The organism is Sphingobium sp. TA15 (genome assembly GCF_037101235.1).
GTDB lineage: Bacteria > Pseudomonadota > Alphaproteobacteria > Sphingomonadales > Sphingomonadaceae > Sphingobium > Sphingobium indicum.
This window is the reverse complement of sequence record NZ_AP025355.1, coordinates 2907729-2931685: the sequence shown is the minus strand read 5'-3', so window position 1 is coordinate 2931685 and position 23957 is coordinate 2907729. Positions and strand designations below refer to the sequence as shown.

Sequence of the window (23957 nt, the reverse complement as noted above, 5' to 3'; positions counted from 1 at the left end):
TCTAGTCGTTCCGTTGAGAAAGACTCAACCGTCATCGTCATCATGAAAAAGGGGTTTCATGTCTATCCGTCACACTGCATCTCCGCTTGCCCTCGCCATCATTCTTGCCGCAACATCGCCGCAGACCCAGGCGGCGGAGCGCGAAGCCGCCGCCGACATGGCAGCCGTCGACGCTGTCGATTCCGCTGATGCCGGCAGCGCAATCATCATCACCGCCCGGCGCCGGAACGAGAAAATCCAGGACGTGCCCGTCGCCGCGAACAGCTATGGCGGCGAGCAGATCGAAGCTACGCGGACCTACAATCTGCGCGATCTTCAGGCCCTCAGTCCCAGCCTCGTGGTGACGGTCACCAATCCGCGCAACACCAGCATCAACATCCGCGGCCTCGGCAACAATGTCTCCGTTTACAATGACGGGCTGGAGCCGGCGGTCGGCGTCTACATGGACCAGGTCTATCTCGCCCGGCCCGGCCAGGCGGTCTTCGATCTCGCCGACATTGAGCGGATCGAGGTTCTGCGTGGTCCGCAGGGCACCCTCTTCGGCAAGAATACATCGGCGGGCGCGGTCGTCATCACCACCAAATCACCGACTTTCGAGCCGGAGATCGGCGGCGATCTGACCTATGGCAATTATGATTTCCGCCAGTTGCACGCCTATGCGAGCGGCGCGCTGATCGACGACAAGCTTGCGGCCCGCATCTATGTCTCCAAGACGGATCGGGACGGCTATGTCACCAATCGCTATGACGACAGCAGGACACAGGATTATCATGATTTCGGCCTGCGCGGACAGTTGCTGTTCACGCCGACCGACAATTTCAAGCTGCGGCTGATCGGCGACTATGGCTTCCAGAAACAGCGGACTGCGGCGGCCGTCTTGACCGGCGTCATCCGCACCTATGACAATGGCGGCAATTTCGCGAACAACTATACCGATCGGACTGCCCGGCTCGGCGTGCCGGTCGTTGCCGATGCGCCGGGCGAGCGCATCGTCGATATGGATGGCAATCCCCGATACAAGATGCGCCAGGGCGGCGTGTCCGCCATCGCGGACCTCGCCCTGCCGGGACATTCCCTGACCTCCGTCACTTCCTGGCGTCGGTGGGACTGGTATCCGCACAATGATGGCGACAGCACCCGTCTGGATGCAGGTCGGGATTTTCACCAGAGCAACAACCAGCAGCAGTTCAGTCAGGAGTTGCGCATCGCTTCCGAGGGCGAGCGCAAAGTCGATTATATCGCCGGCCTCTATTATCTGTGGCAGTCGATCAAGGCGGAAGCGCTCAATGCCTATGGCGCGGACGCGGCTCCCTGGTTCCTGGCGCCCACGGTCGATCCGGCTGTCGGGGCGGCGGCACTCAACAACTACACCGTTCTCAGCCATTCGAAACCCGTGACGAACAGCTACGCCGCATTCGGCCAGACGATCTGGCATGTCACGCCGACGATCGACCTCACCACCGGCCTGCGCTACACCTATGAAACCAAGAGCGGCTGGTTCGATCAGGAGGCGACGGGCGCCGATCTGAGCGGTTTGACGACCGCGCAGCAGGCTGCCGCGCAGGCGATCCGCGCGCGATACGGCGTCGCCAACCATTATGAGGCGAAGACGAAGGAAGGCCGCTTGTCGGGTCAGGCGACGCTGTCCTGGAAGGTGACGCCGGACGCATTGCTCTACGCCACCTATGGACGTGGAAACAAGTTCGGCGGGCTGAACCTTGCCAATATCGTCACGACCGGCCAGTTCGCCGTCGATCCGGTCATCAAGCCGGAAACCATCGACAGCTATGAACTGGGATTGAAGACCAGTTGGTCGGGCGGCAAGCTTACGGTGAACCTTGCCGGCTTCTGGACCGACGTCAGCGATTATCAGACGACGATCGTCGATACCGCTCCGGATCGCAACAACATCTCCTACTTCACCAATGTGGGCAAGGTGCGCACGCGCGGGTTCGAGGGAGACATTCGCCTCGTCCCCGCCGCATGGCTCTCGCTCTATGGCTCAGGCACCTATACCGACGCGCAATATGTGAGCTATCCCAACGCACCTTGTCCGATCGAGACGACGGGCATCGTGTCCTGCAATCTGTCGGGCGACAGATTGCCGGGCGTATCGAAATGGGCCTTCTCCGCCGGCGGCGAGGCCAAGGCTGCAATCGGCAATCGCCTGGGACATGAGGCGGAGGTCTATGCCGGCGCTGATTTCAGCTATCGCTCCAACTTCTACACGACGGCGAGCCTGTCGCGCTATTCGCTGATTCCCGGCTACAGCCTGCTCAACGCGCGCATCGGCGTACGAGCTTTGGATGGAGCGCTGGACCTGCAGTTGTGGGGCCGCAACCTCTTCGACAAGGATTATTTCCAGAGCCTGTCAGCCGCCAATACCGGGGCGATCACCGGCACATTGGGGGATCCGCGAACCTATGGCGTGACTCTCCGGACGCGTTTCTAGGTCGATCGACGCTCGCCGCCCCATGGCAGGATAACTGGTGATCATTATGTGTATTATTCAATCAAGACCAAGGAAAACTCGTTCGCGGCCAGCCGGATCTTTGCGTAGCGCATGTCCGAAGGAGACTTTCCCATGGGCGTGAAAAACGGTTTGAAGCTGGGCTTTATCTTGCATGGCGTGGGGCGCGGCTGGGACAGTTGGAGGCACCCCGAGGCAGTAATCGACGGCAGCACCAACATCGATCTTTACGTGAAGCAAGCAAAGATCGCCGAAAAAGGGAAATTCGATTTCGTTTTCGTCGCCGACAGCCTGCATATCGACGAACGCTCCATGCCGCATTATCTCAGCCGCTTCGAGCCGGCGACGATCCTGTCCGCGCTGGCCATGGTGACGCAGCATATCGGCCTGGTCGGCACCTTTTCCGTCAGTTATACCGAACCGTTCAATCTGGCCCGGCAATTCGCGTCGCTGGACAAGCTGAGCCGGGGACGGGCAGGTTGGAATGTAGTGACGTCCTGGCTGGAGGGCACCGCCGCCAATTTCAGCCGCGACCATCATATCGGCCATGGCGAGCGATATCGGTTGGCCAATGAATATGTGCAGGTCGTAAAGGGATTGTGGGACAGCTATGAGCCGGGCGCGATCGTCGGCGACAAGCAGGGCGGCGTGTTCCTGAAGCCCGGAACCCTCCATCAACTCAATCACAAGGGCGAATTTTTCAGTGTTCGCGGTCCCCTGAATCTCGATCGCATGCCGCAGGGGCACCCGGTCCTGTTCCAGGCCGGAAATTCCGACGATGGCCGGGCCTTTGCGGCGGCCAATGCGGACGCCATCTTCAGCCTGCCCCGGAACAAGGAAGCCGCCTTCGCCTATCGCGCCGATCTTCGCGAACGGACGGCCGCCGCCGGGCGGGATCCGGACACGCTGTTCGTATTCGGCGGGATCAGCACGATCGTCGGTTCGACCAGGGAAGAGGTCCAGCGCCTCAGCGCCGAACGCAACAGCTATGCTTCTATCGAGGGCGCGCTGTTGTCGCTGGGGCAATCCTTCAACGACTATGATTTTTCGCAGCATGATCTGGATGCGCCATTCCCGGCGGTGAAGGAAGAATGGCTGAGCAGCAGCCAGGGCAATGTGAAGACCGTGCTGGCGGCGGTCGAGCAGGACAAGCTGACCCTGCGGGAGACGGCGCTGCGTTTCGGCAAGCCGATGGACAGTTTCGAAGGATCGCCGGAGGAAGTGGCCGACCAGCTTCAGGACTGGTTCGAAAGCGGCGCCGTCGATGGCTTCATGCTCGGTGAATCCCTCCCCGGACAGTTCGAGATTTTCGTGGAGCAGGTCGTTCCGATCCTTCAGGCGCGCGGCTTGTTCCGGTCCGACTATAGCAGCGATACGCTACGCGGCCATCTGGGGTTGGCCGTGCCTGAGAATCGCTACGTGGCGCAACGCCATAACGCGGCCGAGACCGACGTGGCCCGCAAGGAGCCTGCAAACGCCTGACTGCGAAACCGCGAGCAAAAGCCCGCCGGATTTCTCCGGCGGGCCTTTGCGCATAGGGGCGTTTGGCGTCAGTCCGGCTTGCCCTTTGCGGTGGGATCGGTGTTCAGCGATGCGTCGAAGCCCCGCGCGATATCGAAATTCTGCGCAGGCCCGCCCGTGCCGAAATCCTTGGCGGCAACACGCTGGGACTCGATCACCTGCGCGTCGATCGGCACCGGCCACCAGCGCATATGTTCGGCGGTATAGTTCGCGACATCGAGCGGCAGTCCCGTTTCCTTGGCGAGAATTTCTCCCCACTGGCGGGGATGACTGTTGGCCCAGGACTGTGCCCGGCCATAGCGGCGGGAAAAATCCTCCAGCAAGGCGCGCTTGTCCTCGATCGAACTCTCGCTCGTGACCTGGAACAAATAGGATGAGGTGCCCCTGTGCGCATAGGTCAGCACGCGGGCGTCGTGACGGAGAACCGCCGTCGCGAGATAGGGCACCCAGATCGCCAGCGCATCCAGATCGCCGCTGGCAAACGCCGCGACGGCTTCCGTCGGCGCCACGAAGCTGATCCTGACGTCCGACGGCTTCATGCCGCTCTGCCGAAGTGCCTGAAGGAGAAGCGAGTGCCCCACCGATCCGCGCGTCGTGCCGATGGCTTTGCCACGCAGATCCCGCATGCTGGCGAAGGACGCGTTCTTGTGCACGAGCACGCCGGCCACTTCCTGCTTCGTCCCGCCGCTCAGCGCCTGAATAGCGCGGAGGCGCGGGTCGTTCTTGTAAGCGAACAGGAAGGATGGCCCGCCCACCAGGCCCAGGTCGAGCGCGTTGGTGGCGATGGCTTCGATCAGCGGCTGGGCGTTGGGGAATTCCGCCCATTCGATCTTGTAAGGCACATCCTTGAGCTGCCCCGCCGCAAGCATCAGCGCATGCGTGCCGCCACGCTGGTTGCCGACGCGCAGCACTTGCGCCGCGTCGGGTTGTTTTCCGCCGCAGCCGGCCAGTGAGGCCGCGGCGGAAAGCAGCGCCAGGACGACGCTGGCGCCCTGCCAGATCGGACGCTTGCGGGGATGACCGGCCATATTTCGCTCCATGAGAATGCCAGGGCAGCGCCAGCGGCCCTGACCGGCGAATTTGGAAAAATCATGCCTTGCCTAGCCGGGGGACACGAAGCTGATAAATTTATAATATTAATCCATATATAAGGAAGAATAATTTGAGCATTTTATTTTTACAATAAATCATGCCTCCATATATAATAATTACTAATATGGAATAATAAGAAAAGATCATTGTTCCGATTTAATAATCAATATCTATATCTCGGCCTCATTCCCTATGCCTTCGCTCGCTCGATAGCCTGTCCGGCTGCCTGATGGCCGGAAAATTGGCGATGTCGACCGTGATCAAATGGGGACGAAAATGCCGAAGAAAAAAAGATATGCAGCGCTGCTGGCTCGACTCATGGCTACCGGCGCAGCGCTCTCCATTGGCGGGATCGGCATGGCGGCGCATGCGCAAATCGCCGCTGCATCCGCCGAAGCGGACGCTGGCGAAGCCATCGTCGTCACCGGATTGCGGGGTCTGTCGTCAAAGACGGCGGTGGAGAGTCCGGCGCCGATCGATATCGTCCCGGCTGACCGACTGACCGGAACCGGCCGACAGGAAATTGGCGAGGCGCTGGCGCGGACGTTGCCGTCCATCAATTTCGGGCGCACGGGCGCGGGTGTGGCGTCGATCGTTCGGCCGATCTTCAACCGCAGCCTGCCGCCTGCCTATACGCTGATCCTTGTCGACGGAAAGCGGCGCCACAACAGTGCGCTGTTGACCAACGGGGGCGGAGATACCAGCGGCTTCGGCCCGGTCGACCTCGATTTCATTCCGATCGCAGGGGTTCGTTCGGTCGAGGTGCTCAAGGACAGCGCCGCCGCCCAATATGGGTCCGACGCCGTGGCCGGCGTCATCAACTTCGTGCTGAATGACCGGCCCCAGCCGAACCATGTCTCAGTGACCTATGGCGACCACTACAAGAGCTATGGCGATCCGTGGAGCGCAAAGGCCGAAGGCGGCCTGGGCTTCGGGCTGGGCGATGGCGGCTATGTCAACCTGAGCGGCGATCTGCGCGGACGCGGCATGTCATGGCGCGGTTTCCGGGCGACCAACCGCCTGCTGTACGCACCGGCTTCCAATCCGAAGAACGCCGCCTGGGACGGCATCGGCGCGCATAATGGCGACCCGCGCATTCGCGCCTTCAACCTGGGGCTGGATGCCGCGCTGCCGGCCGGGGACGTCACTCTCTATACCCAGGCGACATTCGGGCGACGCAAGGCCGAGATCGGCAACATGATCCGCCGTCCCAGCGGCACCGCATCCTTTTCCACGGTCTTTCCCGATGGCTATTTCCCGGTCAACAACACCAGCGAGACGGACTTTCAGTTTCTGGCCGGCATCAGGGGCGATCTGTCGGGCTGGCAATGGGATTTCAGTTCCAGCTACGGGCGCAATCAGGTGCGCATGTACAGCGACCTGACTCTCAATCCGTCGCTCGGGCCGACCGGGCCGACCAGCTTCGACAATCTCGCGCGGTTCCGTTTTTCGCAGTGGACCAACAATCTCGATGTGTCCCGCGATATCGATATCGGCCTGGCGAAGCCACTGCACGTCCAGTGGGGGCTTGAGGCGCGGCGCGAGGTTTTCCAGACCTTTGCCGGCGATCCGCTGGGCTATGCCAATGGCGGATATGTCATCAAGGCCGGCGACCAGGAAGGCAACCCCAATGTCGGAAGCATCGCGTCGATCGGCGCGCAGGGGGCGATCACCATTTCCCCCGCGACGACCGCCCATGTCTCGCGCAACGTCTTTGCGGGCTATATCGACCTGGGCCTGACGATCACGCCGCGCTGGTATGTCGACATCGCCGGACGCGCCGAACATTATGGGCTGGGCGCGGGATCGACGGTCGGCGGCAAGGTCAACAGCCGGTATGAATTATCGTCCTGGCTCGCTGTTCGCGGCACGGTGGGCACCGGCTTCCGCGCGCCCTCGCTCTCGCAGATCGGCTATGCCCAGACTGACAACCGCACGGCGATCAGCCCCGCGACCGGCCTCCTGGTCGCGGCGACGACGCAAACCGCGCCGACCACCTCGGCATTGGCGACCGCTTTGGGCGCCGCCACCCTGAAGCCTGAAAAAACCTGGAATGCCGGGCTCGGCATCGCCCTTCAGCCAACGCGCAACCTGTCGCTGACGATTGACGGATACCAGATCGACATCGATGATCGGATCGCCCGCACCGCCAGCCTGAGCGGCCCTGCTCTCAACGCCATCTTCGCGGCGAACGGTCTCCCGCCCGGCACATTCGTCCAATATTTCGCCAACGCCGCCGACACCCGCACGAGGGGCGTCGATATCGTCGGCAATTATACCGCCGACCTGTCGACCCTGGGGCAATTGTCGCTGTCGGCCGCCTATTCCTACAGCCGCACGAAGATCCGGCATGTGGCGGCGACTCCGGCGGCGCTCGTCGGCCTCGGCCCCAACCCCGGCGGAAGCCTGGTGGCGTTCGGGAACGTATTTCGGGGCGAAATCGCCGACAACCAGCCACGATCCAAGCTCGCGCTCGCCAGCAAATGGTCGCTCGACCCGGTGTCGGTCGATCTGCGGGTGACGCGCTATGGCCGATATCGTTATCTGCGAACGGAAAATCCGGCGCAGAATCTCAGCTATGGCGGACGCTGGATCACCGATCTCGAAGTCTCCCTCGCGCTGACATCGCGCCTGGGCGTCGCTGTGGGCGCCGCCAACCTGTTCAGCGTGCGCCCCGACAATAGCGGGGTGAATGAGCCAACGAGCGGCGTGACGCTGTTCAACTACGGCAGCCCGCCGTTCGATTCTTCGGGCGGCTTCTATTACGGGCGGATCAACTGGACGTTCTGAAACGGAATGGGACCACCGCTCCCCGAAGCAGGGGGAGCGGTGGTCGCTATCGCACGCTCAGAGCAGAAAGTCGGGTTCCTGCTGAACCAGCATGTCCCATTCCGGCTGGAAGCACATCCATGCGACGGCTTCGCTGCCGACCATGCGCGCCGTTTGCGCCGCCACCTCCGCCGGGATGATCCGTGGCTTTCCAAGCGCTTCCGCCACGATCTGCCCGTGCGCCGCGCGTTCGAGCGCCAGATACCAGAAGGCCGTCGCCTCGATCGAGCGGCCCGCCGTCAGCAGCCCGTGATTTTGCAGGATCAGCGCCTTACGGCCGCCGAGTGCGGCAGCGATCCTGTCGCCTTCGGTCTGGTCCAGTACGACACCGCCATAATCATCGAACAGGCCATGATCGTCATGGAACATGCAGGCGTCCTGGCTGATGGGGTCGAGCAGCCTTCCCGTTGTGGACCAGGCCTTGCCATAGAAGGAATGAGTATGCGCAGCCGCATTGACGCCGGGGTGCGCGCGATGGATCGCGGCATGAATGGCATAGGCCGCTTCGTTCAGCGCGCCGCTGCCTTCGACGACCCGGCCGCCATCATCCACCAGCAGCAAGTCCGATACCCGTATATGGCAGAAATTTACGCCCTGCGGATTGACCCAGAAATGATCGGTCAGTTCCGGATCGCGCACGGTGACATGACCCGCGATACCGCTCGACAGGTTGTAGCGCGCGAACAGGCGGAACGTCGCGGCGAGACGCTGTTTGCGGTGCAGCCGCTCCTCCGCCGGATCGGCGCGCTCGGGCGGCACCTCGAAACGCAGGCGTTGCCCGTCGCGCAGCGCCTGGTCGATCCCCCGGCTCGGCGGATTCCAGGGCCGGTCTTGCGGCCGGCCCCTTGGCGCTTCGCCAGGCTGGCTCGCCATCACGCCGCCTGCTTCAGCCATGCGTCGCCGCGAAAGCCGCTCGCCCCAGTCCGGTCAGGACAATATCGTCCTGCGGCATATGAACCCGGCTGCAAAGGACATTGCGCAGATGCCGCTCCAGCGGATGGGCGCGCGTAAGCGCCGGATTGCCGATCGCATCGATTGCCAGTTGAACGGCCTGCACCGCATTGTTGGTCACGATATATTTGACCGTACCGGCGGCGGCCGGATCGGGCATGTGGATCGACCGTTCCAGCAACAGCCTGTTTGCGTAGAGAAGGGCCTCGATCCTGCCCACCAATTCCTGAAAGCGCGGCAAGGTTGACAGGGGCGCGCCCAACGCTGTGGGAACCCGCTGTTGCAGCCAGGAAACGAACCAGTCGCGGGCGGCATGGGCCACGCTGTCATAGACGATCGAGATCAGGAGGGCGTTGCGCAACTGGAATTCAGCATCCAGCAGGAGATGCTGGTCCTGCAGGCGCACGAGCGCGGACAATTGATCGTCCGGGATGCGGACATCTTCGAACACCACATCATGGCTGCCGGTCGCCCGCATGCCCAGATGGTTCCATGTCGGCTCGATGCGGACGCCGGGCGTAGCGGAATCGACAAGTACTCCGCCGATGCGCGGTTCATCCTCGTCCGTGGCCGCCCATACGGACATCCATTTCAGGCCCGGCGCCCCGGTGGAATAGATTTTGCGGCCATTCAGCACCCATCCCGTCGCGGTACGGCGCACGACCGTGGCGGGCACGCCGCCCCGCCCCGGCGTACCCAGGTCAGGCTCGACGCGCAGGCCGTTGACGAGCGCCCCATCGTCGATGACGCTGCGCAGGACTCTCTCCCGCAGGCCAGGCGCCCAGTTTCGGCCGCGCGCGAACTGGGCGGTGAACAGATATTGCATCACCAGCACCAGGCCGGTCGATGGATCGCCATAAGACACTGCGCGCACGATCTTTGCGAGCCGGGCCAGATCGGCGCCGCCTCCGCCCAGATCGGCCGGCAGGGCCGCAGACAGCAATCCATGCCTGTGCAGGATAGCGAAATTCTCGAACGGGAAGGATCCATCGGTATCGTGATCCGCCGCGCGGCTGGCGAAATCGTCGCGAATCCAGTCGAGCACGCGAGGCTCCACCGTCGCGCCCGTCGCGCGTGGGCCGGTTGCATCATCAGCGGCGGATATCGCCCTTGTCGCCATCATTAACTCCTGCGGCCAACCAGTGGATGCCAGCTTTCCCCAAGACCGATGCAGGAAGCGGGGGTGACATTATTCACGCCGACACTACACCGCTTCGGCAGGCGGCCGAAATTGAGAAATGCAAACCGAAAGTCTTGTCTTTCTCATTTGAACCATTTGGGGAGCCGTGAGAGGCGATGGGTCCAATGGACTGGCGAGGCGGCTTTCGAGCGCTCTAGGAATGGGACTTGGCAATATGGTCGGACAAGCGGGTGGCGATGCGACAGGCGTAGCGGTTGTAACCGGCGCCTCTTCGGGAATAGGAGCGGTCTATGCCGATCGGCTGGCGGCGCGCGGCCATGACCTGCTGCTCGTGGCGCGCCGCGCCGACCGGCTGAGGCAGTTAGCGCAGGAATTGAGCGACCGCCACGGCGTGCAGGTCCAGACGGCGACGGCGGACCTGGCGGAGCCGGAAAGCCTTGCCCGGGTCGAGGCGCTGGTCCGCGAATCAAACGCCGTCCTGCTGGTCAACAATGCCGGCGCCGGCGGGCTGGGGCCGACGGCCGCCATATCCGCCGACCGGGTGGAGAATGTCGTGCGGCTGAACATCACGGCGCTCTCGCGCCTGTCGCATGCGGTGCTGGAGGGCTTCCGTTCGCGCGGCGCGGGCACGCTGGTCAATATCGGATCGATCATCGCGCTGAGCCCGTCTCCAAGCGCCGCCGCCTATAGCGGATCGAAGGCCTATGTGCTTAATTTCACCCGATCGCTTCAGGCCGAATATGCCGACACCGCAATTCGGATACAGTTGGTCCAGCCTGGTCCTATCCGCACCGAATTCTTTACGGCCGCCGGCGTCAGCGAAAGCGTATTTCCCGAAGATTCCTATCTGACCGCCGAACAACTGGTCGATGCAGCACTTGCCGGTCTGGATGCGGGCGAACTGGTCACCACGCCGACGGTCGCGGAGACCGGCATATGGGAAGCGCTTGAGGCGGCCCGGCTCGCATTCATGGAAGCCGCGCGGTCCGGGCAGGTCGCGGAACGCTATAGAGTGGGCGAGGAAAGTCTGGCTTAAAACCGCTTCAGCGTCGCAGGCGAGCGGCATCTGATGTCAAACAGCTTCCGCATCTGTCCGAACTCGTCAAATTCTTCTTCGCCTCTCCGTTCCGCGATGAGGCCAGGATAGCCGCCCTGGCGGCGAGTTCGGCGAGCGCCCCATCGCTCCCCCGCAGATTGACAACGCAATGGCGCAAAGCGATTGCGCCCGTGCAGCACCTCAGGAGGCTATAAAAATGCCTGCTTGATGAAGGGGTTAAGCCGATGCGAGGTGAAGGGCGGCGCGGAGCGATTGCGCAATCGGTATCGAAGGTAGGACGACTGGCGAGCGACAGCATCGCGGCGCTGGTCGTGGGCGGATTGATGGTGCTGCCCGACAGTGCCGAAGCGCAACCGGCGCTGCGCTTCTGGGATGGCGGCGATCCGGCCGAGCGGGAGAATGGCGTCATCGACGGCGGTTCGGGCGTCTGGAGCGCCACCGACCCGAACTGGACCGACAGCAGCGGCACGGTGAATGGGCCGATGCGGCCCGTGCCCGCCTTCACCGTTTTTCAGGGCCAGGCGGGCACGATAACGATCGACGACAGTAATGGCATACCGGCGGTCACCGGCATGCATTTTCTGACGGACGGCTATCGCCTCGTCGGCGGGCAACTGAAACTCGATGGCGGCGCCTATAGCTCGATCCGTTCGACGGCGGGGGCGACCACGCGGATCGACGCCCAACTGACCGGCAACGGCGGCGTGTTCTTCAATGATCTCGGCACGGTCATCCTGACCGGCGCGAACAGCTATCAGGGCAATAGCCGCGTCGATGGCGGCACGGTGATCGGCAACACGGATTCGATCCGCGGCAATCTGGAAAATGGCGGCACGGTCATCTTCGATCAGAATCGGGACGGAATCTTTGCCGGGGGCGTCAGCGGCCTGTTCAGCTTCTGGGGCTTCATGATCAAACGGGGTGAGGGCGCGCTTACCCTTGGCGGCAGCAACAATCTGGACTGGCGCGTGGAGGAAGGCGCACTTGTGGCCCGCGCGGCCGGCTTTGGCGGCAATGTCGAGATAGGCGCGGCGGGACGGCTGACCTTCGACGCGGGCGAGGGGACGGGGGCGGAAACCATCTATCCCTACGCTCTTTCGGGCGATGGCCGTTTCGACGTCAAGGGAGCCAACATGCTCGTCCTGACCGGCCAGTCCACCTTTTCCGGCCGAACGGAGGTTGCCGACAGCGCGCTGCGGGTCGATGGCGCACTGGGCGGCATGCTCCATGTCGGCGCGAACGGCATGTTGAGCGGCGGCGGGCAGGTCGGGGCGGTGGAGATCGCCACGGGCGGGCGCCTGACGGGCAGGGCCGGCGCGACGCTTCATATGGGAAGTCTTGCACTTGGCGACGGCTCGATCACAGAGGCCAGTTTCGGAACGACGCAAGATCCGGCGCTGTTCGATGTGGCGGGCGATCTGACGCTGGACGGCACGCTGCATGTCGCCAACGGCGCGCCGCTGGGTGAAGGGCTTTATCGGCTCATCAGCTATGGCGGCCAGCTCACCGACAGGGGGCTGGAGATCGGTGCCCTGCCGCCCGGTCAAGCCGCCGACAGCCTTTCGATCCAGACCGCAACCGTGGGGCAGGTGAATCTGCTTTCCGGCACGGCGGCGCGCCCCTTGCAATTCTGGGACGGTGGCGACCCGACCCGCTATGGCAATGGCCGGGTGGACGGCGGCCCCGGCGTCTGGCGCAACGGCGCGCTCAGTTGGACCGGGCAGGACGGGACCGTCAACGAGGCCGGAAAGGCCAATGGCTTTGCGATCTTCACCGGCAATAGCGGGCAAGTGCTGATCGACAATAGCGCCGGGGCGGTAAAAACCGGCGGATTGCAGTTCGCGACCGGCGGCTATGTCCTGTCGGGAGGCACGCTGACACTGGCGGGAGGGGATCGCACGGTCATCCGCGTCGGCGCGGGCAGCGTCTGGGATTCCAGCCTGACTGCCGAAATCGCCGCGCCCTTGTCCGGAACCACGACCCTGGTCAAGCGCGATGCGGGCACGCTCATCCTGTCCGGCGCCAACAGCTACACGGGCGATACAGAGGTCGAGGCGGGCACGCTGGTCGGCAACGCCCGCGCGCTTCGCGGCAATGTCCGCAATGCGGCGACGCTGGTGTTCGACCAGCGGGAGAATGGCAGTTTCTCCGGCTCGATCCGGGCGCTCGACGGGAATGCCGGGACGATGGTGAAAAGGGGCAGCGGCGTGCTGACGCTCACCGGCCCCAGCACGCTCGACTGGCGATTGGAAGAGGGGCGGCTGGCGACCGCCGCGAGCCGCTTTACCGGCAATGCCGACCTGCGGCCGGGCGCGGAACTCCAGTTCGCGGAGACCATCAGCAGCCGCTATTCCGGCCGGATCGGCGGCAGCGGGCGGTTCATCAAGGCGGGCGGCGGCGCGTTGACCCTCGATGGCGATTCCTCCGGCTTCACCGGCAGCACCCAGCTTCAGTCCGGACGCCTGATCGTCGACGGAAAGCTGGGCGGCCAGATCGCGGTGGAGGCGAACGCGCTGCTGTCCGGACGCGGGACATTGGGGTCCGTCCGGGTCGCTCCGGGCGGCAGGATCGCGCCCGGCCCTGGGATCGCAAAGCTTCATGTCGAGGGAGATCTGACCTTCGCGCCGGGAAGCCGCTATGAGGTGGAGGTCGATCCGTTCGGCACGTCGGCGGATGCGATCATCGTGACCGGCGTGGCGACGCTCGGCGGCACGGTCGCCCATATCGGCGCCAACGGCAATTACCGGCCCAGGTCCACCTATGTCATCCTGCTCGCAGAAGGCGGGGTGCAGGGCCGGTTCGACGCGGTCACGTCCACCTATGCCTTCCTGACGCCTACGCTGCGCTATGGCCATGACAGCGTGAGGCTGAGGCTGGATCGCAATGATGTCCGGTTCAGCGATGTCGCCGCATCCTCCAACCAGCAGGCGACCGGCGCGGCGCTGGAGAGGATGGCGGCGGGCAGCAAGGTGCAGGACGCCGTGTTGATGAGCGACGCCGAAACGGCGCGCAAGGCCTTCGATCAACTGTCCGGTGAATTTCATGCCTCGCTGCGTGCCGCGTTGATCCAGAACAGCAGCCTGTCGCGCGATGCGGCGCTGGACCGATTGCGTGCGACCATTCCGGACCGTCCGGGGCTGACCTATTGGGGACAGGCGCTCGACGCCTGGAGCCATTGGCGCAGCGACGGCAACGCCGCGCGGTTCGATCAAAGCTCGTCGGGCGGGCTGATGGGCATCGAGGCTCAGGCACCCGACGGCAGCTTTCGCCTTGGCATGATCGGCGGGCACAACCGCGATCGCATGAGGGGACAGGGGCAGGCGGATGTGGACAGCTACCACGCCGGGCTCTATGGCGGCGGGACGCTGGGCCGGGTGGCGTTGCGCGGCGGCTTGGCCTTCGCCTGGCAGGATATCGCGGTCCAGCGGTCCGTGCGCTTTTCCGGTTTTGCAGAGGGCGTCGCCACGCAATATCGCGCAACAACGGCGCAGATGTTCGGGGAGACCGCCTATCGCATCGAAACGGCGGCGGGATCGATCGAGCCCTTCGCCAGCATCGCGCATGTGCGGCTGGATGTCGGTCGCGGGCAGGAAAGCGGCGCGGCGGCGGCGCTGCAACTGGAGGCGGATTCCCTGCGCACCAGCTACGCGACCGCAGGCACGCGCGGCGACCTCGATCTGGCGGTAGGAGGCGCTCGGCTCGCGGTGCGCGCGTCCGCGGGCTGGCAGCATGTGTTCGGAGATCAACTGCCGGTGGTTCAGGCTGGCCTTGACGGCCAGCGTTTCGCGGTCAGCGGCCTGCCGATCGCACGCGACAGCCTGATCAGCGAATTGCGGTTGCATGGCGCGATACGCGATCGGTTGCAGATCAATCTGGGGTATCGGGGCGCGATTGCGCGTAGCGGGCAAAATCATCAGCTTCAGGCAGGCCTGAACTGGCAATTTTGATCCTGCAGAAGAATAGAAGGCGGATTTTACGGGCGTCGCCGGGGGAGAACCCATCGTCCCCGGTCCACGGCTCGCGCAATTCAACTTTCGCCCGCCGAAATCAGGCAAGGGTTTTCACCGCCTGAGCAGGAACACCGCATGTTCCGCGAACAGGTTGGCGTTCGCATGGGTGGTTTCGCGGTCGCCCTTCAGGAACCATTGGCCGTCTATGGTCCAGCCGCGATCCTTCACCAGGGCGCGGAAATCGTCCACCGTGACATGGTGGATGTTGAGCGTGTCATACCATGTGTCGGGCAACAGCCGCGTCACCGGCATCCTTCCGCCCCAGAACAGCGACAGCCGCCCCCGCCAATGGGCGAAATTGGGGAAGGAGACGAAGGCCTGCCTGCCGATGCGCAGCAGTTCCTCCACCACGCGGTCCGGGCGGCGGGTGGTCTGGAGCGTCTGGCTCAATATCGCATAATCGAAACTGGCTTCGGGATAGGTGGCAAGGTCGGTGTCGGCGTCCCCCTGCACCACGGAAAGGCCCCGGCCCACGGCGGCAGCGACATTGCGCGGGTCGATCTCCAACCCCCTGGCGTCGACCTGCTTCGCATCCCGCAGCGCCGCCATCAGCGCGCCGTCGCCGCAGCCGACGTCCAGAACCCTCGCCCCCGGCGTGACGGTCCGGGCGATCAGGGCAAGGTCCGGGCGCAGGCTCATGCGCGCCCGCCCTTCAGGAAGCCATCGACCACGCGGTTCAGTTCCGGGCATTCCAGCAGGAAGGCGTCATGGCCGAACGGGCTGGACAGTTCGACGAAGCTCGCCTGCGCGCCGCCGGCGTTGAGGGCATGGACGATCAGGCGGGACTCCGCCGTGGGATAGAGCCAGTCCGTATCGAAGCTGACGAGGCAGAAGCGCGCCTTCGACGCGGCGAAGGCCCTGGCCAGGCTGCCGCCATGATCCTCCGCTATGTCATAATAGTCCATGGCGCGGGTGATGTAGAGATAGGAGTTGGCGTCGAACCGCTCGACGAAGCTCAGTCCCTGGTGGCGAAGATAGGATTCCACCTGGAAATCGGCATCGAAGCCGAAGGTCTTTGACCCGTTGGGGTTTTCCGGGCGCCCCTGCAACCGCCGCCCGAATTTCTCGGTCAGCCCCGCTTCGGACAGATAGGTGATGTGCGCCGCCATGCGCGCCACCGCCAGCCCGGCGCTGGGGATCGCGCCGTCGGCATAATAATCGCCGCCGCGCCAGTTGGGATCGGCCATGATCGCCTGCCGCCCGACTTCGTGGAAGGCGATGTTCTGGGCGCTGTGGCGGGCGGTCGAGGCGATAACGATGCAGCTTTCCACGCGGTCGGGGTAGAGGGTCGGCCAGCTCAGCGCCTGCATCCCGCCCATGGAGCCGCCGATGACGGCGCGCAGCCGGTCGACGCCCAGATGATCGAGCAGCATGGCCTGGGCGCGCACCATGTCGGCGATGGTGATCACCGGGAAGCGCATCGCATGCGGCTCGCCGGTCGCGGGATCGATGCTGGCGGGCCCGCTGGAGCCCATGCAACTGCCGATCACGTTCGCGCAGACGATGAAATGACGGGCGGGATCGACCGGCTTCCCCTCCCCCACCAGGCGCCACCACCAGCCGGGCTTGCCGGTGACGGGATGCGCCGACGCGACATATTGATCGCCCGTCAACGCGTGGCAGATCAGGATGACGTTGGACCTGTCCGCATCCATCCGCCCATAGGTTTCATAGGCGATGTCGACCGGCCCCAGCGCGGCTCCGCTGTCCAGCCGCAGCGGGCCGGGCAGGCGCGCCTGGCGGCGCAGGCCGAAACGGTTGTCATCGGGAAAGGACGCGCTGGCCATATCGCTTCGGGCTAGGACCGGGGCCGGGCTCTGTCAATCGGCCGTCCCTTGGCCTAGATGGCGGGCATGACTGGCCATCCTTCCATACCCATCGTCGCCTATGGCGCGCTCTATCCCTATCTGGACGAGGCGCTGGCGCGGCGCTTCGTCGTTCATGCCGTCGCGGCGGACGCCGATCCCGACGCGCTTCCGCCGGAAGCGCGGGAGGCGCGGGCGCTGGTGTCCTTCGGTTCGGTCGGGGCCTCCGCCGCGATCATGGACGCCCTGCCGAAGCTGGAGATGATCGGGCTGTTTTCGGTCGGCTATGACAAGGTCGATGTCGATCATGCGCGGGCGAAGGGCATCCGCGTCACCAACACGCCGGACGTGCTGACCGATGACGTGGCCGACCTGGCGGTGGGACTGCTATACGCGACGGTGCGCAATATAGCGGCCAATGACCGGATGGTGCGGGCCGGGAACTGGGCGCGGGGCGTGAAGCCGGCGCTTTCGGGGCGGGTGACAGGACGAAGGATCGGGATATTGGGGCTGGGCCGGATCGGGCGCGCCATCGCCCGGCGGCTGGAGCCGGTGGCGGGGGAGATTTTCTATCACAACCGGCGGCCCGCGGCGGACGCGGCCTATCGCCATGTGGCCGATCCGCTGGATTTCGCGCGGGAGAGCGACGTGATCATTGTCGCCACTTCCGGCGGGCCGGAGGCGCGGGGGCTGGTCGATGCGGCGATGCTGGACGCGCTGGGTCCGGAAGGGGTGATCGTCAACATCAGCCGGGGCAGCGTGATCGATGAGGATGCGCTGGTGGCGGCGCTGGCGGAAAAGCGGATCGCGGGCGCGGGGCTGGACGTCTTCGCGAACGAACCGCATGTGCCCCAAGCCTTGCTCGGCATGGACCATGTGGTGCTGCAACCGCATCAGGGCAGCGCGACCATCGAGACGCGCAGGGCCATGGCCGACCTGGTGCTGGCCAATCTGGACGCGTGGGCGGCGGGGGAGCCGCTGCTGACGCCGGTGTTGTAATATTTCCTGTTCCTGCGAAGGCAGGAACAGGGCGACATCATTCGGCGCCTTGTCGCCCTCCAAGCGCTTTGCGTTTGGCTTCGATGGCGCTAAAGCGCGGCGCATGACAAAACCTGCTCCCAAAGACTGGATTCTCGGCATTTCGCCCTATGTGCCGGGCAAGTCGGCCGCCGATGACGGGCGGCCGCTAGTGAAGCTGTCCGCCAATGAAAATCCGCTGGGCACCGGAGACGCGGCGCGGGCCGCGCTGGCGGCGGCGACGGCGGACCTCGCCACCTATCCCGATCCGGGCGCGGCCAGGCTGCGCGAGGCGATCGCGGCGGCGCATGGGCTGGACCCTGCGCGGGTGATCTACGGCACCGGATCGGACGAGCTGCTGCATATCGCCGCCAGCGCCTATGCCGGGCCGGGGGACGAGATTCTCTACGTCCGCTACGGCTTTTCGGTGTACGACATCGCGGCGCGGCGCGTGGGCGCGACGCCGGTCGTCGCGCCGGACGCCGACTATGCGACCGATGTGGATGCGCTGCTCGCGGCGGTCACGGAAAAGACCAAGGTCGTCTTCCTCGCCAATCCCAACAACCCGACCGGCACCATGACGTCGCGTGAAGAAATTGCGCGGCTGCACGCGGGGCTGCGGCCCGACATATTGTTCGTGCTGGATCAGGCCTATGCCGAATATCTGGACGGGCAAGAGGATGATGGCGGGCTGGAACTGGCGAAGAATGCCTCCAACGTCTTCGTGACCCGGACCTTCTCCAAGATTTACGGGCTGGCGGCAGAGCGGATCGGCTGGGGCTATGCCAGCGTCGACGTGATCGACGTGCTGCATCGCATCCGCGCGCCGTTCAACGTGACGACGGCGGGCCAGGCGGCGGCGGTCGCTGCGGTCCAGGACACCGCCTGGATCGAGGCGAGCCGGGCGCATAACCGGCAATGGCGCGAATGGCTGGCGGGCGAAGTGGCTTCGCTGTCCAACCATGGGCTGCGCGCCGTGCCGAGCAAGGCGAATTTCCTGCTGATCCTGTTCGACGGCAAGCTGACCGCGGAGGCCGCGATGAAGGGCCTGTGGGACGAAGGCTTCGCCACCCGCTGGCTGCCGGGGCAGGGGCTGCCCAATGGCCTGCGCATCACCATCGGCACGGAGGATCAGGTGCGCAAGGTCGCGGCCAAGCTGCGCGCCATGGCGGAAGCGGCCTGATGCTGCCATTTACGCGGATCACGATCATCGGGCTGGGGCTGATCGGTTCCTCGCTGGCGCGGGCGATCCGCGAATATATGCCGACGGTGCGGGTGACGGGCTATGACGCCGACGCGGGCGTGCGGGAAGTGGCGCGGGCCATCGACCTGACCGACGACGTGACCGATACGGCGGGCGCTTCGGTGATGGACGCCGATCTGGTCGTGCTGTGCGTGCCGGTGCGGGCCATGGGCGCGGCGGCGGCGGAGATTGCCGACGACCTGCCGGCCGAGGCGATCGTCAGCGACGTGGGTTCCTGCAAGGCCGACGTGCTGGCGCAGTTGAGCGCGGCGCTGCCGGGGCGCAAGGTCATTCCCGCGCATCCCGTCGCGGGGACCGAGAATAGCGGGCCGGAGGCGGGCTTCGCCTCCCTGTTCCAGGGCCGCTGGTGCATCGTCACGCCGCCCGCCGACGCCGATCAGGCAGCGGTGGAGCGCGTTTCCGAACTGTGGCGGCGCGTGGGCGCCGATGTCGAGACGATGGACCCGGCGCATCACGACCTGGTGCTGGCGGTGACGAGCCATCTGCCGCACCTCATCGCCTATACCATCGTCGGCACGGCCAGCGACCTGGAGGATGTGACCCAGTCGGAGGTCATCAAATATTCCGCCGGCGGCTTCCGCGACTTCACCCGCATCGCCGCGTCCGACCCGACCATGTGGCGCGACGTGTTCCTGGCGAACAAGGATGCGGTGTTGGAGATGCTCCAGCGCTTTTCGGAGGATCTGTCGGCCCTGCAGCGGGCGATCCGCTGGAATGACGGGGATGCGCTGTTCAACCTGTTCACCCGCACGCGGGCGATCCGGCGCTCGATCATCGAACAGGGACAGGACGATCCCAAGCCCGACTTCGGGCGTTCGCATTAAATAGCAGCGTGCTCCTGCGAAAGGCAGGTGCCCAGTTCGGAACTTGCGCAAGCCAGCGAGGGCGGGACTGGACTCCTGCCTTCGCAGGAAGCACGTCAGCCTATAAAGGCTCGTTCAGCGCATTGATCGCCGCATGGACGCGGGCCTCGGCCTCGTTCCGATCCAGGCCGGGCGGAACGATCTCGCCCACCTTGTACGTGATCGTGCCGCTGCGCTTCATGAACTTGCCCCGCGGCGAAACCCGGCCGCTGTCTACCGCGATGGGCACCACCGGCAGGCCCAGCAGCACATAAAGCCCCGCGAAGCCGGCGCGTAACGGCGGCCTTTCGCCATGGGGGACGCGGGTGCCTTCGGGGAAGAGGCAGATGGCGCGGCCCTGCGCCGTCGTCGCCCTGGCGGCGGCGCGCAAGGCGCGCAGCGCGCTCGCCCCCGCGCTGCGTTCGATGGGGATCAGGCCATAGCGGCGGGCGATGCCGCCCCAGAGCGGAATGTCGAACAGCTCGCGCTTGGCGGCGATGGCCGGACGGTCCAGCAGGCAGAGCAGGTCGATCGTCTCGAACATCGATTCATGCTTGAGGATGTAGAGATAGGGCCCGTCCTCCAACCTTCCCTCGACCCGCACCTTCTGCCCCAGAAGCCAGCGCGCGCAGCCGCGATGAAAGCGGCTCCAGGCGGTGGCGACGCGGGGAATGGAGCGGGGCGCGACCAGATCCACCGCCATGGCCGCAAGGACGAACAGCAGCGACCCCGGATAGAAGATCGACATGAAGGCGAGGGATCGCAGCGCGGTCAGCATTCCGGGTGAACCGTTCAGATACCAATAAGCGCCGCCGCCCGGCGCAGCAGATATTTATTATATTCCCGCGCCAGCATGGTGAGGCTGGGGCGGCTGGGCACGGCGTCGTAGACCAGCGTGACCCGTTCGGGCAAGGCCTGCCGCAGTTCGAGCGCGGACCGGCGCATGTGCCAGTCGGTGGTGATGAGGCGCACCGTCTTGAAATCGCGGCGTTCCAGCCAGTGCGCGGTCTCTATGGCGTTGGAGCGGGTGTCGATGGCCTCGCGGCCAAGCGTGATGCAGCAGGAGAAGAGGCGTTCAGGCACCTTATATTGCGCGGCCAGCTCCACCGGGCGGACCGAGCGGTCCACGCCGGAGATCAGCATCCGCTTGGCCGCGCCGTCCTGAAGCAGGGCAAGGCCGCGATCGATGCGCCCCGCCCCGCCGGTCAGCACGACGATGGCGTCGGTCTGGCGGCCGTCCAGCGGCTGCGGCAGGAAAATCGCGAACCAGGCGAAGCCCAGCATCCACCCCAGCAGCGTGACGGCGATGAAGCGGACGATCACAGCAGCCGCCCCAGCGACCGCAACACCGTCCAGCGCGCCGCGATCCGCGCCAGCAGCACGCAACCCATGGGTATCGCGGCCAGCGCGACCCAGCTTGTCCATGGCAGTTGGACGGCGCTCAGCAGTTCCGATCCCGTCGCCATCAGCCGCGCCCCCAGCAGCAGGATCACCAGCAAGGCGCAGGTAAAGCCGAGCGCGCCGCCGAACAGCGCGTCCAGGCCGATGCGGCGCTGAAACAGCCGGGCGATCTGCACGTCGGTCGCGCCCATCAGGTGCAGCACGTCGATGGTGCCGCGATGGCTGTCATGCGCGGCGCGGGCGGCGAGGACGACCACCGCGCCGGTCGCCAGCGTCATCAGCACGACGATGCCCGCCGCCAGCCAGCCAAGCGCGGAAAGCAGGCCCGCAAGCGGCGCGAGGAAGGCGGCATGGGGTTCGATGCGGACCTTGGGCGAGAGGGCGCGGAGCTGGCGGCGGAGGCGCTCGATCTTCCCGTCCGTCTGGCCCGGCGTCAGTTCGATGTCGATCAGCGCCGGTATCGGCAGGTCGCCGCTGGCCGCATCCTGCCCCAGCCAGGGGCGGATCTGCTCCGCAAGCGCGGCGGACGAAACCGGGCGGACGGCGCGGACCGTCGCGTCCTTGCGCAGCGCGGCGGCTATGCCCGCGCTCAGGCGCTCGCGCCGTTCGGCATGGGCTTCGACGATCTGCACCGTCGCTCGCCCGGCAAGGTCGGCCCCCATCGCCTTCACCGCCGCGCCCAGGCCCAGGCCGGCGGCGGCGGACAACACCGTCAGGAACATCATGATCGCGATGATCCAGGGCATGGGGCCGGCCACCCTCCCCTCCGGCAGCAGCCGGTGGCGCGCGGCGGCGGCGGCGCGGCGATTGCCCATGGCGCTGGAGGACGCCATCAGCCGGCCGCCTGCGGCCGGGGCGGGTAGCGCAGCGATCCGGTGGGGTCCGACAGGCGGCCCTTGTCCAGCTTCATCATCTGCGCGCTGCCCACCTGCGCGATCAGCGGCAGGTCGTGGGTGGCGACGACGATGGTGGTGCCCAGCCGGTTCAGCGCTTCGAACAGGGTCATGAGGCGGCGGGCCATGTCGGCGTCGACGTTGCCGGTCGGTTCGTCCGCCACCAATATTTCCGGGCGGCCGATGACGGCGCGGGCGATGGCGACGCGCTGCTGCTCCCCGCCCGACAAGGTGGCGGGGCGCGCCTGGCCCCGGTCGCCCAGGCCGACCCAGCTCAGCATCTCGCTCACCGGCGCGTCGATCTCGCCTTCCGCCAGGCCGGCGACGCGCAGCGGCAGGGCGATATTGTCATAGACGGACAGATGCGGCACCAGCCGGAAATCCTGGAACACCACGCCGATGCGGCGGCGGAAACCGGGCAGGCGCTTGCGGGGCAGCGTCACCACATCCTCCCCGAACAGGCGGATGACGCCCCGGCTGGGCCGCTGGGCGAGGTAGAGCAGCTTCAGCAGCGACGTCTTGCCCGCGCCGGACGCGCCGGTCAGGAAATAGAAACCGCCGCTGGCGAGCGAAAAGCTGACGTCGGACAGCGTCTCGCTATCCAGACCATAGCGCAGGCCGACATTTTCGAACTGGACGATGGCCGACATGCGTCAATTTCAGCGCCTGCGCGCTCCCTGCTTCCCCGAGCCTCTAGCCATGGCACAGCGGACGGGCGGCCGTAAAGCCCATCCGAGGCCGACCCGGCCTGTTCCCGCGAGTCGCGGTCCATGCTGGCGGCATGCTTGAAGCCGCTTGCCCTCGAATCCAACTCATGCCTATGAAGCGTCATGATCCTGGTGTGTCCCAATTGCGCCACGCGCTATATCGTGCCGGACAGCGCCGTCGGCCCGAACGGCCGCCAGGTTCGCTGCGCCGCCTGCAAGCATAGCTGGTTCCAGGAGGGCGCCGCGCTCGCCCCGCGGGAGGAAGCGCTGGCGACTTCCGGCATGCCCGAAGTCGCGGCACCGCCGCCTCCCCCCGCGCCACCCCCTCCGCCGCCGCCTCCCCCTCCAGTCGAGGAACCTGCCGCGCCGACGGTCGAGCCGGTCGCGGCGCCCGAGGAGTCCGAGCCGGTCGCGCAGGCCGCATCCCCGGAAGCGGCCAGGCCGGACTATCGTTTCGACGATGTCTACGGGCGCGCCGAAGCGGATGCGCGCGACGATTGGGTCGAACCCGAACCGGCCACCGCGAAGCCGCGCCGCAACCGGCTGAAGATCTGGACCTATGCCGCGCTCGCCTTCTGCCTGGCCGTCGGCGCAGCCGGCGGAGCGCTCTGGTATTTCGGCGCGCCTGGCTGGGCAGTCAATCTGGGACTGGTGCCGGAGGAAGGCGATCCCGACCTGCTCTTTTATCTCTCCAAGCCCGCCGAGCGGCGCAAGCTGCCGACCGGGGAGGAATATTTCGCCTTCGGCGCCCGGATCGTGAACAGCGGCAAGCAGGTGCTGCCCGTGCCGCCCGTATTGGTGCAGTTGCGCGACCGGCAGAACCGGCTGGTGTTCAGTTGGACCACCAAGGCGGACCGGACCAGCCTGAAACCGGGGGAGGAAGCGTCGATCAACGAAAGCCGGATCGACATCCCGAAAAATGCCGAGAATCTGTCGCTGACCTTCGTGCAGTGATTT

General features: G+C 65.5%; 18 protein-coding genes. 9 read left to right on the top strand and 9 right to left on the bottom strand.

Annotated elements, in window-relative coordinates; genetic code table 11:
• Nucleotides 1-58 precede the first annotated feature (58 nt).
• Together Sj15T_RS14475 and Sj15T_RS14470 are read left to right on the top strand one after the other, a co-directional pair.
• Nucleotides 59-2452, top strand: a complete 2394-nt coding sequence (locus Sj15T_RS14475) for a TonB-dependent receptor (protein WP_013038785.1) — start codon at nucleotides 59-61, stop codon at nucleotides 2450-2452.
• Between the two features lie 132 nt (nucleotides 2453-2584).
• On the top strand, nucleotides 2585-3952 hold the full coding sequence (locus tag Sj15T_RS14470) for an LLM class flavin-dependent oxidoreductase (protein ID WP_013038784.1): 1368 nt from the start codon (nucleotides 2585-2587) through the stop codon (nucleotides 3950-3952).
• A 68-nt stretch (nucleotides 3953-4020) separates the two neighbouring features.
• Here Sj15T_RS14470 and Sj15T_RS14465 read toward each other — a convergent pair whose 3' ends face one another.
• Complete coding sequence (locus Sj15T_RS14465; RefSeq protein WP_013038783.1) at nucleotides 4021-5019, bottom strand: ABC transporter substrate-binding protein; 999 nt, start codon at nucleotides 5017-5019, stop codon at nucleotides 4021-4023.
• Between the two features lie 382 nt (nucleotides 5020-5401).
• On the opposite strand from Sj15T_RS14465, the gene Sj15T_RS14460 reads away from it, so the two are divergent.
• Nucleotides 5402-7873, top strand: coding sequence for a TonB-dependent receptor (locus Sj15T_RS14460; protein WP_070108711.1), 2472 nt, complete (start codon nucleotides 5402-5404; stop codon nucleotides 7871-7873).
• A gap of 57 nt (nucleotides 7874-7930) precedes the next feature.
• Here Sj15T_RS14460 and Sj15T_RS14455 read toward each other — a convergent pair whose 3' ends face one another.
• The gene (locus Sj15T_RS14455) at nucleotides 7931-8806 is read right to left on the bottom strand and encodes a class II aldolase/adducin family protein (RefSeq protein WP_013038781.1); all 876 of its coding nucleotides are present in this window, start codon (nucleotides 8804-8806) and stop codon (nucleotides 7931-7933) included.
• Nucleotides 8799-9983 (bottom strand): acyl-CoA dehydrogenase family protein, encoded by a 1185-nt coding sequence (locus tag Sj15T_RS14450; protein ID WP_253720670.1) that lies wholly within the window; start codon nucleotides 9981-9983, stop codon nucleotides 8799-8801. Before Sj15T_RS14450 ends, Sj15T_RS14455 begins: the two co-directional genes overlap by 8 nt.
• Before the next feature lie 235 nt (nucleotides 9984-10218).
• On the opposite strand from Sj15T_RS14450, the gene Sj15T_RS14445 reads away from it, so the two are divergent.
• Together Sj15T_RS14445 and Sj15T_RS14440 are read left to right on the top strand one after the other, a co-directional pair.
• Nucleotides 10219-11040: an SDR family oxidoreductase gene (locus tag Sj15T_RS14445; RefSeq protein WP_007687303.1), complete on the top strand. Its 822-nt coding sequence runs from the start codon at nucleotides 10219-10221 to the stop codon at nucleotides 11038-11040.
• A 245-nt stretch (nucleotides 11041-11285) separates the two neighbouring features.
• Nucleotides 11286-15008, top strand: a complete 3723-nt coding sequence (locus tag Sj15T_RS14440; RefSeq protein WP_013038779.1) for an autotransporter domain-containing protein — start codon at nucleotides 11286-11288, stop codon at nucleotides 15006-15008.
• A gap of 114 nt (nucleotides 15009-15122) precedes the next feature.
• Here the strand turns inward: Sj15T_RS14440 and metW are convergent, their stop codons facing one another.
• Nucleotides 15123-15710, bottom strand: coding sequence for a methionine biosynthesis protein MetW (gene metW, locus Sj15T_RS14435; RefSeq protein WP_013038778.1), 588 nt, complete (start codon nucleotides 15708-15710; stop codon nucleotides 15123-15125).
• Nucleotides 15707-16858 (bottom strand): homoserine O-acetyltransferase, encoded by a 1152-nt coding sequence (locus Sj15T_RS14430; RefSeq protein ID WP_013038777.1) that lies wholly within the window; start codon nucleotides 16856-16858, stop codon nucleotides 15707-15709. The genes metW and Sj15T_RS14430 overlap by 4 nt, the downstream gene beginning before the upstream one ends.
• A gap of 57 nt (nucleotides 16859-16915) precedes the next feature.
• Here Sj15T_RS14430 and Sj15T_RS14425 point away from each other — a divergent pair, with 57 nt between their 5' ends.
• From Sj15T_RS14425 to Sj15T_RS14415, 3 genes are all read left to right on the top strand, one after another.
• Entirely contained in the window at nucleotides 16916-17875 is a 960-nt protein-coding gene (locus Sj15T_RS14425) for a 2-hydroxyacid dehydrogenase (RefSeq protein ID WP_013038776.1), read from the top strand.
• A 103-nt stretch (nucleotides 17876-17978) separates the two neighbouring features.
• Nucleotides 17979-19076: a histidinol-phosphate transaminase gene (hisC, locus tag Sj15T_RS14420; RefSeq protein WP_013038775.1), complete on the top strand. Its 1098-nt coding sequence runs from the start codon at nucleotides 17979-17981 to the stop codon at nucleotides 19074-19076.
• Entirely contained in the window at nucleotides 19076-19981 is a 906-nt protein-coding gene (locus Sj15T_RS14415) for a prephenate/arogenate dehydrogenase family protein (protein ID WP_013038774.1), read from the top strand. Before hisC ends, Sj15T_RS14415 begins: the two co-directional genes overlap by 1 nt.
• A gap of 100 nt (nucleotides 19982-20081) precedes the next feature.
• Here the strand turns inward: Sj15T_RS14415 and Sj15T_RS14410 are convergent, their stop codons facing one another.
• From Sj15T_RS14410 to ftsE, 4 genes are read right to left on the bottom strand one after another with little or no spacing between them, the layout of a single operon-like run.
• Nucleotides 20082-20777 (bottom strand): lysophospholipid acyltransferase family protein, encoded by a 696-nt coding sequence (locus Sj15T_RS14410; RefSeq protein ID WP_013038773.1) that lies wholly within the window; start codon nucleotides 20775-20777, stop codon nucleotides 20082-20084.
• A 14-nt stretch (nucleotides 20778-20791) separates the two neighbouring features.
• Nucleotides 20792-21322 (bottom strand): YdcF family protein, encoded by a 531-nt coding sequence (locus Sj15T_RS14405; RefSeq protein WP_007687320.1) that lies wholly within the window; start codon nucleotides 21320-21322, stop codon nucleotides 20792-20794.
• Nucleotides 21319-22233, bottom strand: coding sequence for an FtsX-like permease family protein (locus Sj15T_RS14400; RefSeq protein WP_013038772.1), 915 nt, complete (start codon nucleotides 22231-22233; stop codon nucleotides 21319-21321). Before Sj15T_RS14400 ends, Sj15T_RS14405 begins: the two co-directional genes overlap by 4 nt.
• Nucleotides 22233-22943 carry a cell division ATP-binding protein FtsE gene (gene ftsE, locus Sj15T_RS14395; RefSeq protein WP_007687322.1) on the bottom strand — a complete coding sequence of 237 codons (711 nt, stop codon included), beginning with the start codon at nucleotides 22941-22943 and terminating at the stop codon, nucleotides 22233-22235. The genes Sj15T_RS14400 and ftsE overlap by 1 nt, the downstream gene beginning before the upstream one ends.
• Nucleotides 22944-23123: 180 nt before the next feature.
• On the opposite strand from ftsE, the gene Sj15T_RS14390 reads away from it, so the two are divergent.
• Nucleotides 23124-23954 (top strand): MJ0042-type zinc finger domain-containing protein, encoded by an 831-nt coding sequence (locus tag Sj15T_RS14390; protein ID WP_013038771.1) that lies wholly within the window; start codon nucleotides 23124-23126, stop codon nucleotides 23952-23954.
• Nucleotides 23955-23957 lie beyond the last annotated feature (3 nt).

What these genes read in the sequence shown, in the direction of transcription:
- metW (WP_013038778.1), bottom strand. Translation starts at nt 15,710, where the DNA reads ATGAGCCTGCGCCCGGACCTTGCCCTGATCGCCCGGACCGTCACGCCG.
- Sj15T_RS14425 (WP_013038776.1), top strand. Translation starts at nt 16,916, where the DNA reads ATGGCGGGCATGACTGGCCATCCTTCCATACCCATCGTCGCCTATGGC.
- Sj15T_RS14430 (WP_013038777.1), bottom strand. Translation starts at nt 16,858, where the DNA reads ATGGCCAGCGCGTCCTTTCCCGATGACAACCGTTTCGGCCTGCGCCGC.
- Sj15T_RS14400 (WP_013038772.1), bottom strand. Translation starts at nt 22,233, where the DNA reads ATGGCGTCCTCCAGCGCCATGGGCAATCGCCGCGCCGCCGCCGCCGCG.
- Sj15T_RS14440 (WP_013038779.1), top strand. Translation starts at nt 11,286, where the DNA reads ATGCGAGGTGAAGGGCGGCGCGGAGCGATTGCGCAATCGGTATCGAAG.
- Sj15T_RS14465 (WP_013038783.1), bottom strand. Translation starts at nt 5,019, where the DNA reads ATGGCCGGTCATCCCCGCAAGCGTCCGATCTGGCAGGGCGCCAGCGTC.
- Sj15T_RS14475 (WP_013038785.1), top strand. Translation starts at nt 59, where the DNA reads ATGTCTATCCGTCACACTGCATCTCCGCTTGCCCTCGCCATCATTCTT.
- ftsE (WP_007687322.1), bottom strand. Translation starts at nt 22,943, where the DNA reads ATGTCGGCCATCGTCCAGTTCGAAAATGTCGGCCTGCGCTATGGTCTG.
- Sj15T_RS14445 (WP_007687303.1), top strand. Translation starts at nt 10,219, where the DNA reads ATGGTCGGACAAGCGGGTGGCGATGCGACAGGCGTAGCGGTTGTAACC.
- Sj15T_RS14455 (WP_013038781.1), bottom strand. Translation starts at nt 8,806, where the DNA reads ATGGCTGAAGCAGGCGGCGTGATGGCGAGCCAGCCTGGCGAAGCGCCA.
- hisC (WP_013038775.1), top strand. Translation starts at nt 17,979, where the DNA reads ATGACAAAACCTGCTCCCAAAGACTGGATTCTCGGCATTTCGCCCTAT.
- Sj15T_RS14470 (WP_013038784.1), top strand. Translation starts at nt 2,585, where the DNA reads ATGGGCGTGAAAAACGGTTTGAAGCTGGGCTTTATCTTGCATGGCGTG.
- Sj15T_RS14415 (WP_013038774.1), top strand. Translation starts at nt 19,076, where the DNA reads ATGCTGCCATTTACGCGGATCACGATCATCGGGCTGGGGCTGATCGGT.
- Sj15T_RS14450 (WP_253720670.1), bottom strand. Translation starts at nt 9,983, where the DNA reads ATGGCGACAAGGGCGATATCCGCCGCTGATGATGCAACCGGCCCACGC.
- Sj15T_RS14460 (WP_070108711.1), top strand. Translation starts at nt 5,402, where the DNA reads ATGGCTACCGGCGCAGCGCTCTCCATTGGCGGGATCGGCATGGCGGCG.
- Sj15T_RS14410 (WP_013038773.1), bottom strand. Translation starts at nt 20,777, where the DNA reads ATGCTGACCGCGCTGCGATCCCTCGCCTTCATGTCGATCTTCTATCCG.
- Sj15T_RS14390 (WP_013038771.1), top strand. Translation starts at nt 23,124, where the DNA reads ATGATCCTGGTGTGTCCCAATTGCGCCACGCGCTATATCGTGCCGGAC.